18 protein-coding genes are annotated in these 17,805 nt (G+C 54.2%); 6 read left to right on the plus strand and 12 right to left on the minus strand.

The features are described 5' to 3' along the window. Positions 1–236: 236 nt before the first annotated feature. Positions 237–1,568, plus strand: coding sequence for a hemolysin family protein (locus WH279_RS21910; protein WP_200641846.1), 1,332 nt, complete (start codon positions 237–239; stop codon positions 1,566–1,568). 44 nt (positions 1,569–1,612) lie between these two features. On the opposite strand, the gene WH279_RS21915 is transcribed toward WH279_RS21910, so the two are convergent. Next, positions 1,613–1,819, minus strand: a complete 207-nt coding sequence (locus WH279_RS21915; RefSeq protein WP_133842540.1) for a DUF1107 domain-containing protein — start codon at positions 1,817–1,819, stop codon at positions 1,613–1,615. Between the two features lie 316 nt (positions 1,820–2,135). Here WH279_RS21915 and WH279_RS21920 point away from each other — a divergent pair, with 316 nt between their 5' ends. Beyond that, complete coding sequence (locus WH279_RS21920) at positions 2,136–2,693, plus strand: YtfJ family protein (RefSeq protein ID WP_159336803.1); 558 nt, start codon at positions 2,136–2,138, stop codon at positions 2,691–2,693. A gap of 72 nt (positions 2,694–2,765) precedes the next feature. On the opposite strand, the gene cysQ is transcribed toward WH279_RS21920, so the two are convergent. Further along, a complete protein-coding gene (gene cysQ / locus WH279_RS21925) occupies positions 2,766–3,512 on the minus strand; it encodes a 3'(2'),5'-bisphosphate nucleotidase CysQ (protein WP_133842542.1) in 747 nt (248 codons plus the stop codon). A 340-nt stretch (positions 3,513–3,852) separates the two neighbouring features. On the opposite strand from cysQ, the gene WH279_RS21930 reads away from it, so the two are divergent. Then, on the plus strand, positions 3,853–5,787 hold the full coding sequence (locus tag WH279_RS21930) for a bifunctional 2',3'-cyclic-nucleotide 2'-phosphodiesterase/3'-nucleotidase (protein ID WP_339458869.1): 1,935 nt from the start codon (positions 3,853–3,855) through the stop codon (positions 5,785–5,787). A gap of 47 nt (positions 5,788–5,834) precedes the next feature. On the opposite strand, the gene fklB is transcribed toward WH279_RS21930, so the two are convergent. Continuing rightward, on the minus strand, positions 5,835–6,455 hold the full coding sequence (gene fklB, locus WH279_RS21935; RefSeq protein WP_133842544.1) for an FKBP-type peptidyl-prolyl cis-trans isomerase: 621 nt from the start codon (positions 6,453–6,455) through the stop codon (positions 5,835–5,837). Positions 6,456–6,681: 226 nt separating this feature from the next. On the opposite strand from fklB, the gene WH279_RS21940 reads away from it, so the two are divergent. Continuing rightward, a complete protein-coding gene (locus tag WH279_RS21940) occupies positions 6,682–7,338 on the plus strand; it encodes an OapA family protein (RefSeq protein ID WP_418903903.1) in 657 nt (218 codons plus the stop codon). Between the two features lie 213 nt (positions 7,339–7,551). Here WH279_RS21940 and rplI read toward each other — a convergent pair whose 3' ends face one another. From rplI to yjfP, 5 genes are all read right to left on the minus strand, one after another. Beyond that, positions 7,552–8,004 carry a 50S ribosomal protein L9 gene (gene rplI / locus WH279_RS21945; RefSeq protein WP_133842546.1) on the minus strand — a complete coding sequence of 151 codons (453 nt, stop codon included), beginning with the start codon at positions 8,002–8,004 and terminating at the stop codon, positions 7,552–7,554. 38 nt (positions 8,005–8,042) lie between these two features. Further along, positions 8,043–8,270: a 30S ribosomal protein S18 gene (gene rpsR / locus WH279_RS21950; protein ID WP_062745644.1), complete on the minus strand. Its 228-nt coding sequence runs from the start codon at positions 8,268–8,270 to the stop codon at positions 8,043–8,045. 4 nt (positions 8,271–8,274) lie between these two features. Then, positions 8,275–8,592 carry a primosomal replication protein N gene (priB, locus tag WH279_RS21955; protein ID WP_159336799.1) on the minus strand — a complete coding sequence of 106 codons (318 nt, stop codon included), beginning with the start codon at positions 8,590–8,592 and terminating at the stop codon, positions 8,275–8,277. Positions 8,593–8,597: 5 nt separating this feature from the next. Continuing rightward, positions 8,598–8,993, minus strand: coding sequence for a 30S ribosomal protein S6 (gene rpsF, locus WH279_RS21960; protein WP_034891402.1), 396 nt, complete (start codon positions 8,991–8,993; stop codon positions 8,598–8,600). A 261-nt stretch (positions 8,994–9,254) separates the two neighbouring features. Beyond that, positions 9,255–10,004 (minus strand): esterase, encoded by a 750-nt coding sequence (yjfP, locus tag WH279_RS21965; RefSeq protein ID WP_339458875.1) that lies wholly within the window; start codon positions 10,002–10,004, stop codon positions 9,255–9,257. A 198-nt stretch (positions 10,005–10,202) separates the two neighbouring features. On the opposite strand from yjfP, the gene WH279_RS21970 reads away from it, so the two are divergent. Both WH279_RS21970 and bsmA read left to right on the plus strand, forming a co-directional pair. Next, positions 10,203–12,140: a methyl-accepting chemotaxis protein gene (locus WH279_RS21970; RefSeq protein WP_339458878.1), complete on the plus strand. Its 1,938-nt coding sequence runs from the start codon at positions 10,203–10,205 to the stop codon at positions 12,138–12,140. 43 nt (positions 12,141–12,183) lie between these two features. Beyond that, positions 12,184–12,510, plus strand: coding sequence for a biofilm peroxide resistance protein BsmA (gene bsmA / locus WH279_RS21975; RefSeq protein WP_159336796.1), 327 nt, complete (start codon positions 12,184–12,186; stop codon positions 12,508–12,510). A 45-nt stretch (positions 12,511–12,555) separates the two neighbouring features. On the opposite strand, the gene rlmB is transcribed toward bsmA, so the two are convergent. The 4 genes from rlmB to WH279_RS21995 form a co-directional block, all read right to left on the minus strand. Next, complete coding sequence (rlmB, locus tag WH279_RS21980; protein WP_062745656.1) at positions 12,556–13,293, minus strand: 23S rRNA (guanosine(2251)-2'-O)-methyltransferase RlmB; 738 nt, start codon at positions 13,291–13,293, stop codon at positions 12,556–12,558. Between the two features lie 95 nt (positions 13,294–13,388). Beyond that, entirely contained in the window at positions 13,389–15,833 is a 2,445-nt protein-coding gene (rnr, locus tag WH279_RS21985) for a ribonuclease R (protein ID WP_133842551.1), read from the minus strand. A gap of 16 nt (positions 15,834–15,849) precedes the next feature. Next, on the minus strand, positions 15,850–16,293 hold the full coding sequence (nsrR, locus tag WH279_RS21990) for a nitric oxide-sensing transcriptional repressor NsrR (RefSeq protein WP_133842552.1): 444 nt from the start codon (positions 16,291–16,293) through the stop codon (positions 15,850–15,852). Positions 16,294–16,479: 186 nt separating this feature from the next. Then, positions 16,480–17,778, minus strand: coding sequence for an adenylosuccinate synthase (locus WH279_RS21995; protein WP_133842553.1), 1,299 nt, complete (start codon positions 17,776–17,778; stop codon positions 16,480–16,482). Positions 17,779–17,805: the final 27 nt, after the last annotated feature.

Below are 17,805 nucleotides of genomic sequence, written 5' to 3' on the forward strand. Positions count from 1 at the left end.
ATCTCCCCACAGACTGCTCCGCGGCCTGATTACCCTTCTGCTCCGGCACCAGCCGAACCGCAGACATTTTTGGCACGGATAGCCCTGAATCGCTTCACTCCCTGATGTGATGATCGCAGAAGAAACTGACTGCGCGCTGCCCAGGCCAAAAATGACAAGTGATTAACCCGGCCTTCTTTGTCTGCGCGATTGTGTTCCTGATTGCCCACAGAGACGAGCCAACTAATGGATGTTTTATGTTAGACAGCTTTCTTGTCATCATGCTGCTGATTGCGATCAGCTCGTTTTTCTCTCTTTCAGAAATCTCGCTGGCGGCTGCCCGCAAAATTAAACTGAAGCTCCTGGCCGACGAAGGCAATATCAACGCACAACGCGTACTGAAGATGCAGGAAACGCCTGGCATGTTCTTTACTGTGGTGCAGATTGGCCTGAATGCCGTGGCGATCCTCGGGGGTATTGTCGGTGATTCCGCGTTTTCCCCCGCCTTCCGAACGCTGTTCGAACGTGTGACAACGCCGGAAATGGCGGAGAGCATCAGCTTTGTCTGTTCTTTCACGCTGGTCACCAGCCTGTTTATCCTGTTTGCCGATCTGTTCCCCAAGCGTCTGGGCATGATCGCGCCGGAAACCATGGCGCTCAAAATCATCAACCCGATGCGCTTCTGTCTATTCCTGTTCCGCCCGCTGGTGTGGTTCTTTAACGGTGGGGCCAACATCCTTTTCCGCTTGTTTAAAATCCCGCTGGTGCGTAAAGACGACATCACCTCTGACGATATCTATGCGGTAGTCGAAGCCGGTGCGCTGGCCGGGGTTCTGCGTAAGCAAGAGCATGAGTTGATTGAAAACGTCTTTGAGCTGGAATCCCGTACGGTGCCCTCTTCAATGACATCACGTGAGAACGTGGTGTGGTTCGACCTGCACGAAGATGAAAGCAGTCTGAAAGAAAAGATTGCCCGCCATCCGCACTCGAAGTTCCTGGTCTGTAATGAAGATATTGACCATATCGTCGGCTATGTTGACTCGAAAGAGCTGTTGCTGCGCGTACTGGGTAATCAGAGCATGACGCTGAACAGCGGCCTGCAAATCCGATCGGCACTGATCGTACCGGATACGCTAACGCTGTCAGAAGCACTGGAGAGCTTTAAAGCCGCCGGGGAAGACTTCGCGGTGATCATGAACGAGTATGCGCTGGTGGTGGGCATTATCACCCTTAACGACGTGATGACGACGTTGATGGGCGATCTGGTCGGTCAGGGAATGGAAGAGCAGATTGTCGCGCGTGATGAGAACTCATGGCTGGTTGAGGGCGGCACGCCTATTGATGACGTTATGCGCGTGTTGCATATCGACGAATTCCCGCAGTCAGGCAACTACGAGACTATCGGTGGGTTTATGATGTTTATGCTGCGTAAGATCCCAAAACGCACCGACTTCGTGAAGTTCCATGGCTTTAAGTTTGAAGTGGTGGATATCGACAGTTACCGCATTGACCAGCTGCTGGTGACGCGTATTGATGCACGACCGACAGCACCCGTACTGCCGAAAGACCCGGAAGAACTCGCGTCGTAAGCGGTGGCAAGACACAAAAAAGGCGCTTTGAGCGCCTTTTTTTGTCAGTTAAATTCGGTCTGTAATCTGAGGACCTGTCGGTTAACTTCCGACATCACGCTGTAATGCTGCTTATCTTTGACGCGCGGGATAAGGATCTTGCCTTTATCAAACTCAAACGCGCCGACATCTTTGATATACAGCCGCCCACGGAACAGCGTTTTTACGTATTTAGCGACCTGTAGTGGGTTATATCGCTGGAAGATCTTCATTCTTGTTCAACTCCTGAAGAGTAACTACGCCTCGTCGTTACCAATCTCGGCACGAACCTGTGAAACGCAAAGTGCCTGTACTATAGAACATCGTTTGCTTCCAATGTTCCTAAAATTGAATTTTTTTACTGTGTTTACACATCATGACAGAACTCTCTGTTACCTGACCGTACCCACACAGTATAAACCTTCAATTCTCAGGGATTTGTGCGGTGTGTTGCAAAGATGTTATCCCGATGCGACAGCAGCATCATCCACGCATATTATTTCAGTAGGATGACTTACTGATCAGACCACTACATTCACAGGAGCGACTATGACAGGAATCCGTATTTTCACGGCGATGCTTTGCCTGCTACTGCCTTTCACCACGGCGGCGCACAACCTTCATGTCGGCGAGCGCGTAGCTGCAGTGGGCGTTGCAGATAAAGGCGAGTTGCTGTTCAAAGAGGAGAAGTTTAGCTACAAAAACTGGAACAGCGCACAACTGGCCGGAAAAGTGCGGGTGGTCCAACATATTGCCGGGCGCTCCTCAGCAAAAGAACAAAATGCCGCGCTGATAGAAGCGATTAAGGCCGCCAAATTCCCGCATGACCATTACCAGACCACCACCATTGTGAATACTGACGATGCGATCCCTGGCACCGGTATGTTTGTGCGCAGCAGCATAGAGAGCAATAAACAGCAGTTCCCCTGGTCACAGTTTATCGTCGACAGCAATGGCGCAGTGCATCAGGCCTGGCAACTGGCGGGCGGCGGGTCAGCCATTGTCGTGCTGGATAAAGACGCGCGGGTACGCTTCGTTAAAGAAGGGGCGCTGACCCAGGATGAAGTGAAAACGGTGATAGCGTTGTTAAGAGAGTTGTTGCACTGACGCCGTGACAACGAAGAGCGTCTGTCAGGGCCGACCTTTTTCCGATCGGCCCTTATTTCGATGTCCTGTGAATCAATAAATTGATACGCGGAAGCCCGGATTAAGGAAGGATTCACGCGGGGTGTAATCCAGCGTTTTCCCCTGCCAGTCCGTCACATGAGCACCGGCTGCCAGCGCGACGGCGTGACCAGCGCCGGTGTCCCAGATATTCGTCGGTCCAAAGCGTGGATAGAGTTGCGCCTGCCCTTCCGCCACCAGGCAGAATTTTAACGATGACCCAATTGCCGTGGTCTGGTGCTCACCCATTTGTGCCAGATACTCTTTCAGCTCGTCATCAGATTTAGCATGAGAGCGGCTAATGACCACCAGCGGCGGACGCGCATCCTGCACATGAATCTGCACCCTTTTAGCCCCCTCTTCTTTCCAGGCTTTGCCGCCCTCAGCAGAATACATCACCTTCAGCACCGGGGCGTACACCACGCCCAGCACCGGTTTACCCTGCTGGATCAGGGCGATGTTAACGGTGAACTCGCCGTTACGTTTGATAAATTCTTTGGTGCCATCAAGAGGGTCAACCAGCCAGTATTGCTGCCAGTGTTGACGCACATCCCAACCCGCCGGATCTTCTTCTGACAGTACGGGGATATCCGGCGTCAACGCCGCCAGTCCGGCGACAATCACTTTGTGTGCGGCAATATCCGCCGCGGTGACCGGTGAGTCATCCGATTTATGCGCCACATCCAGCGGGGCCTCGCCATCATAGACCCGCATAATGGCATCGCCTGCTTCACGCGCCATCTGGCAAATTTGTTCTAACACTGTCCACCTCCTGATTGCCTGACGTTATCACGGCCACCGCTGTGTAAACCTAAACGCCTCTCTATTGAGAATAGCAGTTCACTCTGTGAGTCGTTATACCGTGGGTAACGCACTGGGTTAGCCATTTGTTTTCAACAGCATAACGTACCTGCTGTGAGGGAACACGCTTTCCTGTCATTTTCGGACAGATTGCCCCTCGTCAGGGGTTGCACTGTGCCACACGCCCTCCGGGGGGTTAAATACGCGATCGTCATCACAATTTACTGTCATGACACGACACAATTTCACACTATTCTGAGAGGGTTACGAAAGTTTAATCCGGAACATAAAGGGAAAAGACATGTTCAAAACTTGCCTCACGCTGACTGCCTTGCTTATCAGCCATTCGCTGACGGCCGCCACGGTTGATTTTCGCCTCCTGGAAACAACCGATCTGCACAGTAATATGATGGATTTCGATTATTACAAAGATCAGCCGACCGAAAAATACGGTCTGGTCCGTACCGCCTCACTGATTGCCAGCGCACGCCAGCAAGTGACCAATAGCGTACTGGTCGATAACGGCGATGTGATTCAGGGCAGTCCGCTGGGGGACTATATCGCAGCCAAAGGTCTGAAGGACGGCGATGTCCATCCGGTGTATAAAGCGATGAATACCCTCGATTATAGCGTCGGAAATCTGGGGAATCATGAGTTTAACTATGGCCTCGATTACCTGAAAAAGGCCATTCACGGCGCACGCTTCCCTTATATCAATGCCAATGTCATCGACGTCAAAAGCGGGAAGCCGCTGTTTACCCCTTATCTGATTAAATCCGTTGATGTCCGCGACCGTGACGGCAAAACGCATACCCTGAAGGTCGGCTATATCGGCTTTGTGCCACCGCAGATTATGACCTGGGATAAAACCAATCTGACGGGCAAAGTGACCGTTGACGATATCACAGCAACGGCGAAGAAATGGGTGCCGCAAATGCGCAAGGAGGGAGCGGATATTGTTGTTGCGATCCCTCACTCCGGGCTCTCCAGCGAACCTTATCACGCACTGGCTGAAAACTCGGTTTACTACTTAAGCCAGGTGCCGGGCATTGATGCCATTATGTTTGGTCACGCGCACGCCGTGTTCCCCAGTGCAGACTTTGCCAATATCAAAGGTGCAGACATCTCCCAGGGAACGCTGAACGGCATTCCGGCCGTCATGCCTGGCATGTGGGGCGATCACCTGGGCGTGGTCGATCTGGTGCTGAACAATGACGCTGGCCGCTGGCAGGTGAGCAGCGCACGCGCTGAAGCGCGTCCGGTTTATGACAAAGTTGCGAAGCAGTCGCTGGCACCCGAAGATCAGGCGCTGGTCAGCGTACTGGCGGCCGATCATGCTGCCACGCGGGAATTTGTCAGCCAGCCTATCGGCAAATCAGCGGATGTGATGGCCAGCTATCTGTCTCTGGTACAGGACGACCCAACTGTTCAGATCGTCAATAACGCGCAGCGCGCCTATACCGAACACTTTATTCAGGGTGATCCTGACCTGGCGCATCTGCCGGTACTGGCCGCCGCTGCGCCGTTTAAAGCCGGAGGCCGTAAAAACGATCCGGCCAGCTATGTCGAAGTGGATAAGGGACAGCTCACGTTCCGTAATGCCGCCGATCTCTATCTTTATCCGAATACGCTGGTGGTGGTGAAAGCAACCGGGGAACAGGTGAAACAGTGGCTGGAGTGCTCTGCCGGGCAGTTCAATCAGATTAATGTTCATAGCAGCAAACCGCAGTCACTGATCAACTGGGATTTCCGCACCTATAACTTTGATGTGATTGATGGGGTGGACTACCAGATTGACGTTACGCAGCCTGCACGCTATGACGCTGAGTGCGGCTTGATCAATAACCAGGCCTCACGCATTCGCCATCTGACGTTTAACGGTAAACCGATCGACCCGAAGGCAACCTTCCTGATCGCCACCAATAACTATCGTGCTTATGGCGGGAAATTTGCCGGAACCGGTGATAAACAGATTGCTTTCGCTTCGCCGGATGAGAACCGGGCGGTGCTGGCGGCGTATATTGGTGCGCAAACAAAGGAACAGGGAGAAGTGAAACCCCAGGCTGATAATAACTGGCGACTGGCACCGATTCACAGCAGCACACCGCTGGATATTCGGTTTGAAACGGCACCGGGAGAAAAAGCCGCTGCGTTTATTCGCAGCCATGGGCAATATCCGATGAAGCAGGTGGGAACGGATGAGATTGGTTTTGCGGTGTATCAGTTAAAACCGTAACAACGAGGCACGCCCGACGCATGTCAGTGACGGGCGTGCCGCAGGACTTACAGAATTTCCAGCAGTTCCACTTCAAACACCAGGGTGCTGAATGGTGGGATGGATGCACCCGCTCCGCGCTCGCCGTAAGCGAGGTTGTGAGGGATCACCAGTTCCCATTTGGAACCCACTGGCATCAGAGTCAGTGCTTCGATCCAGCCAGGGATCACGCCACTTACCGGGAACTCAGCCGGTTCGCCACGCTGTACGGAACTGTCGAACACGCTGCCGTCGATCAGTTTACCGGTGTAGTGTACGCGTACACGGTCCTGACGGGATGGGATTGCGCCCTCGCCCTGAGTCAGAACGCTGAACTGTAAACCGGTCTCGGTGCTGCTGACGCCTTCACGCTGCGCGTTATCTTCCAGGAACTTCTGACCTTCAACTGCCATGGCCTTCTGACGCTCCTGACGGACCGCTTCAGCGCGCTCGTGAACTTCACGCAGGGCACGGTGAACCACATCAACAGGAACGGACGGGGCATTCCCTTCCAGCGCATCGCGCAGACCTGCCAGCAGTGCTTCCGGCAGCAGACCCTGCAAACCAGATTCCTGCAACTGTTGACCGACCTGTAAACCGATACCGTAACTTGCTTGCGCTTCAACGCTGTCAAAAGAAGGGGTTGTCATGAATTTTCCTTTCATCATTGATAAAACCGAAGACGAAGCATAACAGCGCAGACAACAGGCGTAAAATCCCATCTTCCCCTGGTGACTTTTCCCTGGGAAACGGAAACAATAACGCCTCTCACTATTCAGCACCGCTATGGCTCTTGGGCCTATACTTTACCCTTATCCAGGATTTGCATCCTGAGCATGACGGATAACGGTTCAGCACACGTATTCAGAGGTTTAAATGGGCCAGATTGCCCGCAGGCGAAGGAAAAAGCCGCTTTTTGTTGCCAGAGTTAAGCAATGGCTGATGAAAAGCTTACCGATAGCGCGAGGTTCGCGTCAGGAGGAAGAGGCCATGCCTAATGCATCGCTCACATCACGCTTACCATTATGGTTCAACCGTGTCTGGCACCTGCCAGACCAGGCTCGTTGGATGGACCCACTGCCGCCGCGTCATCGTCGTGGCATTATTGCCGCTGTACTGGTGATCCTGCTGGCCTTCCTGTGGCCCGCCCCGACGCCACACCGCGCCGTGACGCCGATGCAGAGTGGCTCGTCCGCCACCGACGTGCCTTTACAGGCTGAAATCACGGATGCGCCACCGCCCCCGGTTGCTACGCCGCAGCAGGATGATCAGGGAACCTGGGGTGAATACACCATTGCTCCTGGTCAGACGCTGGCGCAGTTGTTCCGCGACAATAATCTGCCCGTCAATGATGTGTTTGCGATGGCGCAGGTAGAAGGCAATGACAAACCCCTCAGCACCTTACATGCCGGGCAGACGGTGAAAATCCGCCAGAATGCACAGGCGATAGTGACGGGATTAACGCTGGAAGGGGCAAATGGCGAGATACTGTTTACCCGACAGCCCGACGGGACGTTCTTAAAAGCAAACTGATTTAATGATGAAGATTGCCTGTGGATTTGGCGTTATTGTTGCAGCCCGTTTTGGCACGGACATCCCGTAACAACCGGAGCGTACACGCAGTACGTGAGGATTGTGAGCACTGCCCAGGCAAAAAATGGCAAAAAATATAGCCAATTTTCCCGCCAAAAAAAAAAAAACCGCCGCCCCGAGGGGCGGCGTTCTTTCATGCGATACTAAGGCCGATTAAGCTTCAGCAACGATGTTTACAGTCAGTTTAGCGAAGACTTCGCTGTGAACCTGGAAGTCCACTTCGTGCTCACCGGTAGTACGCAGAACGCCGTTCGGCAGACGAACTTCGCTCTTAGCCACTTCAACGCCAGCCGCAGTTACTGCGTCAGCGATGTCACGGGTACCGATGGAACCGAACAGTTTACCTTCGTCGCCTGCTTTAGACGCGATGGTAACGGTGCCCAGTGCATTGATTTTCTCAGCACGTGCATTAGCTGCAGACAGAACGTCAGCCAGTTTGGCTTCCAGTTCTGCACGGCGTACTTCGAAGAATTCAACGTTTTTCTTAGTAGCAGGAACAGCTTTGCCCTGTGGTACCAGGAAGTTACGAGCGTAGCCCGCTTTAACGTTAACCTGATCACCCAGGCTGCCCAGGTTTGCTACTTTATCAAGCAGAATAACTTGCATTACCTTATCCTCTTAAAGTCGTTAATGGACAGTTGCCGTTACTGATGACGATCAGTGTACGGCAGCAGGGACAGGTAACGCGCGCGCTTGATAGCACGAGCCAGCTGACGCTGGTATTTTGCGCGAGTACCGGTGATACGGCTCGGTACGATCTTACCGCTTTCAGTGACATAATTTTTCAGCGTTGCGATATCTTTATAATCGATCTCTTGAACGCCTTCCGCTGTGAAACGGCAGAACTTGCGACGACGGAAATAACGTGCCATTTGGCTAGTCTCCAGAATCTATCAATTCAATCTGCTCGGCATGCAGTACGAGTTTGTTCAGGCCGTTGCGCCCTTGATGGCTGCAAATAAAACCCTGAACAGTTAGCTGCGTGCCGACCGTTATACTTTGAGTAATCGCCTGATGGGCTTTGCCGCTGATAATCACCGGCATACGGCACCAGGCTTGCCGGTTAAAACCGGCTTCCACCTGCTCTGAACGATGCTCAAGCACGAACTGGCAGTGTGGAATTCCTGACGGGCTGACTTTTCGCATTGGCGTCTTGCACACAGTGCCAGACAGCGTTAGTCGGTTAGCCGTCACGGAAATTACTCTTCAGAATCCCCAGCATCTGCATCATCAGAGGTTTCATTAGCAAAATCTTCGCGACGATCACGACGCTCATCTTTCGCTTTAACCATCGGAGATGCTTCAGTTACCGCGTGCTTAACGCGCATAACCATGCTGCGGATAACGGCGTCGTTGAAGCGGAAGTTAGTTTCCAGCTCATCGATCGCTTCCTGCGGAGCTTCAACGTTCAGCAGAACGTAGTGGGCTTTGTGCAGTTTGTTGATCGGGTAAGCCAGCTGACGACGGCCCCAGTCTTCCAGGCGGTGGATCGTACCTTCTGCACCAGTGATGGTTGCAGAGTAACGCTCGATCATGCCAGGAACCTGTTCGCTTTGGTCAGGGTGAACCATAAATACGATTTCGTAATGACGCATCGAATTTGCTCCTTACGGATTATTCAGCCTCCTGTCGGGGTCAACCGCGGCCCATGGAAGCAAGGAACGTTATAAGCCGTGACCAAATAGTGCCGGGTCACAACCTGAGAATGCGGCTGAAAAATTGACGCGTAATCATACTTGCGGGGAGGGGATAACACAAGGTAAAGATCGGTGTTCAGCAGGGTATTTCGGGGGAACCAGAAAAGAAGGCCCCCGCCCTACGGTTGGGGCGGTCTTTTTCTTCGCGCATCCCTAAAATTACAAATGATGTTTAAAAAATGCCGTCATGGCGGTCAGCGCAGGCGGTGTGATGCGGTGCCCAATACCTTTTTCCGTCAGGAAGGTCAGGTTAGCATTCTGCCCGCTTTCACGCAGCGCTTTCTCCAGCCTGACGCTTTCAGCGGCGGGAACCACATCATCCGCCTCACCGTGCCACACCAGCAGAGGCCGGTTAGCCAGTTTTTCGAGCTGATGACTGACCTCATATTCCGCCAGCGGCGCCAACCGTTCAGCCAGCGTTTTTCGCTCGTCCGGGCTACGCGCCACAAACGGCGGAAACAGTGTCTGTGCCAGTTGGCTGAAATAGCCTGATCCCATCATACAGGCTGCGCTGCGCAGCTGCGGGTAGCGTGCCAGTGCACCCAGCACAGTCATCCCCCCCATCGAGGCCCCGGCTACCGCCAGCCGCGCGCCGTCCACAAGTTTTTGTTCACGTAGTGCCCGTTCAATGCCAGGCAGTTCGTCAATATTACTGCGCAGGATCTCCCAAAAATGGGTCAATCGACGTTCATCGTCACCGTTGTAACGCGCCCCGTGCATATCCGCATCGGGCAGAATGGCGCGAAAACCCGCCTGCGCCAGCGCCACCGCAAAGTAGGAATAAACCTCTTTTGACGAGGTGTAGCCATGATAGAACAGCACGGTGGGGAGGGGTTCATGCATTTTTCCTGCCGGGCAGGCATGTAAACATTCGATATTGGCGAAAATTTCTGTGTTGACTTCAATCATTACATCTCCTTGTCAAATTCAGCGCCACACTCTCCCTTATCAGGAACATAGCGCCACATGAAGGATTAACAGTAAAAGAGCACTAATGTGATATCGATCACAATATACCACGCCGAATTCCCACTGCTTTTATAGGGTAAATTTTACCCTTCCCCTGCCGTTAACTCGTGTAAGACCCTAACGATTTAAGGCATAACGATGAAACGTCTCTCTCTCAAGACATGGAGTCTGGGCGTAAAACTTTCAGTACTGACCTCTTTGAGCGTGGCAGTACTGTTTATTATTTTAACCCTGACACTGAGCCACAATGCAGCAAAACAAGTCCATACCCTGACGCTGGCCGATATGGATAACCAGGTGGATGGCATTGGCGATATGGCCAGTATGTTTAACACCACCCTGGGTGAAGAAGTTAGCAATTACACCGGATTATTCCAGAGCTTCCTGCCGAAACGCTTTTCGCTGGATGAATCACAGCATATCGCGGTCGGTGAACAGCAGACACCCACACTGCGTGCCGGGCTGCGCACCCTGAACCTTGATCAGGTACTGGTGGATGATTTCCAGGAACGTACTGGCGCCATCGCCACCATTTTCGTCCGAACCCAGGACAACGAATTTATCCGCATCTCCACCTCTTTGCGTAAAGAGGATGGTGAACGCGCTATCGGCACCCAGCTTGACCATAGCAGCCCCGCCTGGCAACCGATACAGAAAGGCGAGGTTTTTCGCGGTGTTGCCCTGTTATTTGGCAAGCGCTACATCACTCAGTATCAGCCGGTACGTGATGACGCAGGTCGGGTGATTGCCATTCTGTTTGTCGGTGTGGATATCACCAAACAGTATGCGGTGATACGCCAGAAAGTGCTGGCGAAGCATCTCAGCGACAGTGGATCTTTTTACGTGCTAAACCGTGCACCGGGGAAACTGAATGGCCACTATCTGTTCCACTCCTCCCTTGAAGGTAAAATGCCGGATCTACCGCACGAGGCCCGGCAGCAGCTGTTAAGCCAGCCACGAGGAACACTGGAAACCACTGACGATAAGGGGAAGGAGAGAATCCTCGCCTGGCAATATTTACCGGAATGGAATTGGGTCGTGGTAGGTGACGTTGACAAGGCCAGCCTGCTGGCACCTGTTCAGCAGACACGGAATCTGTTTCTGCTGATCGGTGCCGCACTGGTGGGGCTGTTTGCCGTGCTGTTCGTCTGGATTACTCGCCGCTGGCTCAGCCAGCCACTCCAACAGGTGATCACCCTGGCGCGCGAGTATGCGGCCGGTAATCTGCTGGCGACATTGAGCACCCGCCGCCAGGACGAAGTGGGACAGTTGATCGTGGCGATTAACGGCATCGGCGACGGGCTGGAACGCGTTGTCGCTCAGGTACGTCACGCTGCTGATGAGATTGCCAGCGGAACCGAAGCTATCGTGACCAGCAGCAGTAACATCAGCGAGCAGATTACCCGCCAGGCCAGCAGCGTTGAGGAAACATCCGCGAGTATGGAGCAGCTTGGTGCCACGGTGGAACAGAACGCCGGAAATGTCACTCAGGCACTGCGACTGGTCGGTGAAGCGGCGGAGGCCGTCAGCAAAGGCTCAGCCACCGTTGGCCAGTCGGTTGTCACCATGTCCGATATCAAGACGGCATCACAGGGCATTGCAGATATCACGCAGGTGATCGAGTCCATTGCTTTCCAGACCAATATTCTGGCCCTGAATGCAGCAGTAGAAGCGGCACGTGCCGGAGAAAACGGGAAAGGCTTCGCGGTAGTCGCTGCCGAAGTGCGGGCATTGGCGCAACGCAGTGCGCATGCGGCCAAAGAGATTGACCATCTGATTGCCGACTCATTGCGTAAAGTGGTGCAGGGGCACGACCTGTCCGAACAAACCCGCCAGGCGATGGATAACATTACCGGGCGCATGGACCAGGTGAAGGCATTAATGAGTGAGATTAACGTGGCCTCACACGAGCAATCGACGGGCATCGCTCATGTCAATATTGCGATGGCACAAATCGGCCAGGCCACGCATCAGAACAGTGAACGGGTGATACATTCTGAGCAGACCGCGCAGGAGCTCAGCCGTAAGGGACATCATCTTAAAGAACTGGTGCAGGTGTTTAACGTCAAGTCATAAACTGGCGTACACTGATTGCCGGTATCTTGTTGAGATGATGACGATGCGTCTGATAACCGCTTTGCTGTTTGCCCTGTTGTTGAGCGGCTGTAGCGTGCTGAAAAGTACGCCGCAGCCTCCCCCGCCGCCTGGCGCACAGGCGGTAGAGATCAATCGTGCGCAAAGTGCCACTTTGCCACGCCTCGGTAGTGCCAGCGTGACCGTGCGGGGATCCCCGGATGATGCCGTGCGGGCACTGGCAGCGAAAGCCAATGCCGCCGGCGCACGTTACTATCAAGTGTTGCTGGTCAATGAGACGGTGGCACCGGGTCTGTGGTACGCCAGTGCGATTTTCTATGGGGTGGGTATCACTGACAGTGGCGTGAAGTAATCGGGGAACATAGAGAATATCGGGGCGTGAACACGCCCCGGACAGTTATTTTGCGCTGCGCTGACGCACCGCTTCAAACAGGCAAACACCCGTTGCAACCGAGACGTTGAGCGAAGAGACGCTGCCCGCCATCGGAATGCTAATCAGCTCATCACAGTGCTCACGCGTCAGACGACGCATGCCTTCCCCTTCCGCACCCATCACCAGCGCCATTGGGCCGGTCATTTTGCTTTGGTACAGCGTGTGGTCAGCTTCACCTGCGGTGCCCACGATCCACACGTTCGCTTCCTGCAACACACGCATCGTGCGCGCCAGGTTGGTGACACGGATCAACGGAATATGTTCTGCCGCGCCGCTGGCGACTTTTTTCGCCGTGGCATTCAGCTGGGCTGAACGGTCTTTTGGTAGAATGATCGCATGCACACCTGCTGCATCCGCGCTGCGCATGCAGGCGCCGAGGTTGTGCGGGTCGGTCACGCCATCAAGGATCAGCAGGAATGGGCTGTCCAGACTGGCCAGCAGATCCGGCAGATCGCCTTCCTGATACTGACGCCCCGGTTTCACACGGGCAATGATCCCCTGGTGAACAGCGCCTTCTGATTTGCTATCCAGTACCTGCTTGCTCGCGACCTGAATAACGATGCCCTGCGCTTCCAGCGCTTTAACCAGCGTCTGCAAACGGCGATCGTCACGCCCTTTCAGGATAAACACTTCCTGGAAACGCTGTGGATCGCTGTCGAGCAGCGCCTGTACGGCGTGGATACCAAAAACAATTTCACTCATTTCATTGACTCAGTAGTTCGTTATTTGCGCGTGTGCGGGTCAGGCATGCCTGACCCCTACGCTGTAGGGGCGACGCACGCGTCGCCCGGATGCGGTTATGCGCCGTCGGTTTTCTTTGCTCGCTTCGCACGAGTGGCGGCCCCGATTTTACGGGTTTTATCCGATGGCTTACGCGGTTTTTTCTCTTTCGCGGCGGCGGGAGCAGCACCGTCAGCGGCTTTGGCCGGACGGAAAGCGCTGTCCGGCTCAAAGTTGGCCCCTTTGCGCGGTGCACGACGGCGGTTGCCGCTGTTCTTCGGTGCCGCACGTTTTTCGCGTTCGCGTTCGGTTTTCCCTTCGCCACGCGGTTTACGGCTGCTTGAGATCAGGGCGAAGTCGATCTTACGTTCGTCCATATGCACCGCATCAACACGCACTTCCACCGTGTCGCCGAGGCGATAGGTACGGCCACCGGATTCACCGATCAGACGCTGACCTATGGCATCAAAGCGATAGTAGTCATTATCCAGGGTAGACACATGAACCAGACCGTCGATAAACAGGTCGGTCAGACGCACAAAGAAGCCAAACCCGGTTACGCTGGAGATCACCCCGGTAAAGGTTTCACCGACCTGGTCCTGCATAAAGTCACACTTCAGCCAGTCCGCAACATCACGGGTCGCTTCATCCGCGCGGCGCTCAGTCAGCGAACAGTGCTGGCCCAGTTGCAGCATCTGCGGCATCTCGTAGTGGAACCCGCCCGTTGGGGTGGTATTGCCCTGCAAGGTGCCTGCTTCTTTCGCCAGCAGATACTTAATGGCACGGTGTAACAGCAGATCAGGGTAACGACGGATAGGCGACGTGAAGTGCGCGTAGGACGCCAGCGCCAGGCCAAAGTGGCCACGGTTTTCCGGGTCATAAACCGCCTGCTTCATCGAACGCAGCAGCATGGTTTGCAGCATTTCGTGATCCTGACGACCTGCGATCTGGCTCAGCAGCGCTGAGTAATCGACCGGCTGCGGCTTATCGCCACCCGGCAGCGTCAGGCCCAGTTCATTCAGCACGGAGCGGAAGCTCTTGATGCTTTCATCGCCTGGACGGTCGTGATCGCGGAACAGCGCTGGCTCGTTGTTTTTCTCAACGTAACGCGCCGAGGCAATGTTCGCTAAGATCATGCACTCTTCAATCAGCTTATGCGCATCGTTACGGGAAACCTGCTCCACGCGTTCAATACGACGATCGGCATTGAAGATAAATTTCGCTTCATCGGTTTCAAACGAGATACCGCCACGCTGTTCACGCGATTTTTCCAGCGCCAGGTACATGCGGTGCAGCTCTTCGAGGTCTTTTACCAGCGGCTCATACTGCTGGCGCAGTTCCTGATGCCCCTGGAGGATGTTCCACACTTTGTTGTACGTCAGACGCGCGAAGGAGTTCATCACCGCTTCGTAGTGCTTATAGCCGGTCAGCTTACCGGTGGAGGAGATGGTCATCTCGCACACCATACACAGACGGTCCACTTCCGGGTTCAGGGAGCACAGGCCGTTGGACAGCACTTCCGGCAGCATTGGCACCACCTGAGACGGGAAGTACACCGAAGTACCACGGTTAACCGCTTCATCGTCCAGCGGGGTGCCAGGACGCACGTAGTAGCTCACGTCGGCGATCGCTACCCACAGACGCCAGCCGCCGCCGCGTTTACGTTCACAGAAAACGGCGTCATCAAAGTCACGTGCGTCTTCGCCATCGATGGTCACCAGCGGCAGATCGCGCAGATCAACGCGGCCCTGTTTGGCATCTTCCGGCACTTCTTCGCTCAGATGAGCAATCTGTTTTTCCAGCGCTTCCGGCCATTCATGCGGAATATCATGGGTGCGCAGCGCCATATCGACGGCCATGCTGGTGCCCATATTATCGCCGAGCACTTCAACGACTTTACCCACGGCTTTGCTACGACGGGTGGGACGCTGAGTCAGCTCCACCACCACCACAAAGCCCATGCGAGCCCCCATCAGCTCTTCAGCCGGGATCAGGATGTCGAAGCTCAGACGGCTGTCATCCGGCACCACAAAACCTACGCCGGAGTCAGTGAAGTAGCGGCCAACAATTTGGGCGTTACGCGGTTCAACCACACGCACCACGCGTGCTTCGCGGCGACCTTTACGGTCAGCGCCCATGGCCTGCGCGAGGATCATGTCCCCGTGCATGCACATTTTCATCTGTTCGGCAGAGAGATAAAGGTCATCTTTGCTGCCTTCAATGCGTAAGAAGCCGAAGCCATCGCGGTGACCGATGACCTTACCTTTTAACAGGTCCAGGCGTTCCGGCAGCGCGTAGCACTGGCGGCGGGTAAACACTAACTGCCCGTCACGCTCCATGGCGCGCAGGCGGCGACGCAGCGCTTCAGTCTGCTCTTCTCCGCTTATCGCTAATTCTTCTGCCAGCTCTTCACGGCTGGCCGGTTTTTCACGTTTGTCCAGGTGGGCAAGAATGAACTCGCGGCTTGGAATAGGGTTTTCGTACTTTTCAGCTTCTCGTTCCTGAAAGGGATCGTGTGACATCGAGGTTCCTCCGTTGTCAGCTGCTCAGTGAAGGTCGTTCACTCAGCAAAATTTGGTAGAGCGGATTGTTGTTTTCAACCAGGTCGGCCAGGGTGTATTGATCAAGCTCGTGCAGAAAACTCTGTACGGCATCATGCAGCGCTTTTTTCAGGCGGCAGGCTGAGGTGATGTGACAAAAGTCACTGTGACAGTTCACCAACTGCAGGGGTTCCAGCGCGCGTACCACCTGACCAATCACAATATCTTCGGCGGGTTTACCCAAACGGATACCGCCATTTTTGCCACGCACTGCTGCAATGTACCCGGCACGACTAAGGTGATTGATAATTTTGACCATATGATTACGTGACACACCGTAGGTGTCAGTCACCTCACTGATACTGGTCATCTGGCCTGCGGGTAGCGAAGCGAGATAGATCAGCGCACGTAAACCGTAATCGGTGAAACTGGTTAGCTGCACGGTAACCTCAGAGATACAACCGCATATGAAGTTGTGATCCGCTCAAGAATTTGTATGGTTAACAATGATAATAAACCAGCCACGGCTAGCCGGGCCATTTTATTTAAGGTGAGAACGGCAGAAGGGAACGGCAGGAAACCGGTACTAAATAAAAGCTGGCCGGGCAATGCCCGGCCTGAAACGGAATTATGCGTCAAACGGGTCGCGCAGAATCATGGTTTCGCTACGATCCGGGCCGGTAGAAATAATATCAATCGGCACTCCGGTTACGTCTTCAACGCGCTTGATATAGTCAAGCGCTGCCTGCGGCAGACCTTCCAGCGTTTTCACACCAAACGTCGTCTCCGACCAGCCTGGCATGGTTTCATAGATGGGCTCAATGCCTTCCCAACCCTCTGCTGCCAGCGGGGTGGTAGTGACTTCGCGACCATCTGGCATACGATAAGCAACACAGATTTTCACTTCTTTCAGGCCATCCAGCACGTCCAGTTTGGTCATGCAGAAGCCAGAAAGGGAGTTGATCTGAACCGCACGGCGCACCGCAACCGCATCCAGCCAGCCAGTACGACGACGACGGCCCGTTGTAGCACCGAACTCGTTCCCCTGCTTGCACAGGAACTCGCCGGTTTCGTCGAACAGTTCAGTCGGGAACGGGCCTGCACCCACACGAGTGGAGTACGCTTTCACGATACCCAGCACATAGTCAACGTAACGTGGACCAATGCCTGAACCCGTTGCTACGCCACCTGCGGTGGTGTTAGACGAGGTTACATACGGATACGTACCGTGGTCGATATCCAGCAGTGTGCCCTGCGCGCCTTCGAACATGATCAGATCGCCACGCTTACGCGCACCGTCCAGCAGTTCGGAAACGTCAACCACCATGCCAGTCAGGATATCGGCAATCGCCAGGGTATCCGCCAGTACTTTGTCGTAGTCTACCGCTTCAACTTTGTAGTAGTTCACCAGCTGGAAGTTATGGAATTCCATAACTTCTTTCAGCTTTGCAGCGAAGGTTTCTTTGTTGAAGAGGTCGCCAACGCGCAGACCACGACGAGCCACTTTATCTTCATAAGCCGGGCCGATACCACGACCGGTGGTGCCGATGGCTTTCGCGCCACGCGCTTTTTCACGTGCAACGTCCAGCGCCACATGATACTCAAGGATCAGTGGGCAGGCTTCAGAAATGAACAGACGCTCGCGTACCGGGAAGCCGCGATCCTCCAGACCTTTCATCTCTTTCATCAGCGCAGCAGGAGACAGCACAACACCGTTGCCGATGATGCTGGTGACGTTCTCACGCAGGATGCCAGATGGAATTAAGTGGAGGACGGTTTTCTCACCGTTGATGACTAGCGTATGGCCAGCGTTATGGCCTCCCTGGTAGCGCACAACGTATTTTGCACGTTCTGTCAGGAGGTCAACTATCTTACCTTTACCTTCGTCACCCCATTGGGTGCCCAGTACGACGACGTTCTTACCCATTTTTCAAAATCACCGATTGCTTAAAAA

It is taken from the genome of Erwinia sp. MYb375 (genome assembly GCF_037479175.1).
Classification (GTDB): Bacteria; Pseudomonadota; Gammaproteobacteria; order Enterobacterales; family Enterobacteriaceae; genus Erwinia; species Erwinia rhapontici.

Coding starts and splice junctions, on each gene's coding strand:
- WH279_RS21910 (WP_200641846.1), top strand. CDS start 237: ATGTTAGACAGCTTTCTTGTCATCATGCTGCTGATTGCGATCAGCTCG.
- WH279_RS21915 (WP_133842540.1), bottom strand. CDS start 1,819: ATGAAGATCTTCCAGCGATATAACCCACTACAGGTCGCTAAATACGTA.
- WH279_RS21920 (WP_159336803.1), top strand. CDS start 2,136: ATGACAGGAATCCGTATTTTCACGGCGATGCTTTGCCTGCTACTGCCT.
- WH279_RS21930 (WP_339458869.1), top strand. CDS start 3,853: ATGTTCAAAACTTGCCTCACGCTGACTGCCTTGCTTATCAGCCATTCG.
- fklB (WP_133842544.1), bottom strand. CDS start 6,455: ATGACAACCCCTTCTTTTGACAGCGTTGAAGCGCAAGCAAGTTACGGT.
- WH279_RS21940 (WP_418903903.1), top strand. CDS start 6,682: ATGGGCCAGATTGCCCGCAGGCGAAGGAAAAAGCCGCTTTTTGTTGCC.
- rplI (WP_133842546.1), bottom strand. CDS start 8,004: ATGCAAGTTATTCTGCTTGATAAAGTAGCAAACCTGGGCAGCCTGGGT.
- rpsR (WP_062745644.1), bottom strand. CDS start 8,270: ATGGCACGTTATTTCCGTCGTCGCAAGTTCTGCCGTTTCACAGCGGAA.
- rpsF (WP_034891402.1), bottom strand. CDS start 8,993: ATGCGTCATTACGAAATCGTATTTATGGTTCACCCTGACCAAAGCGAA.
- yjfP (WP_339458875.1), bottom strand. CDS start 10,004: ATGATTGAAGTCAACACAGAAATTTTCGCCAATATCGAATGTTTACAT.
- WH279_RS21970 (WP_339458878.1), top strand. CDS start 10,203: ATGAAACGTCTCTCTCTCAAGACATGGAGTCTGGGCGTAAAACTTTCA.
- bsmA (WP_159336796.1), top strand. CDS start 12,184: ATGCGTCTGATAACCGCTTTGCTGTTTGCCCTGTTGTTGAGCGGCTGT.
- rlmB (WP_062745656.1), bottom strand. CDS start 13,293: ATGAGTGAAATTGTTTTTGGTATCCACGCCGTACAGGCGCTGCTCGAC.
- rnr (WP_133842551.1), bottom strand. CDS start 15,833: ATGTCACACGATCCCTTTCAGGAACGAGAAGCTGAAAAGTACGAAAAC.
- WH279_RS21995 (WP_133842553.1), bottom strand. CDS start 17,778: ATGGGTAAGAACGTCGTCGTACTGGGCACCCAATGGGGTGACGAAGGT.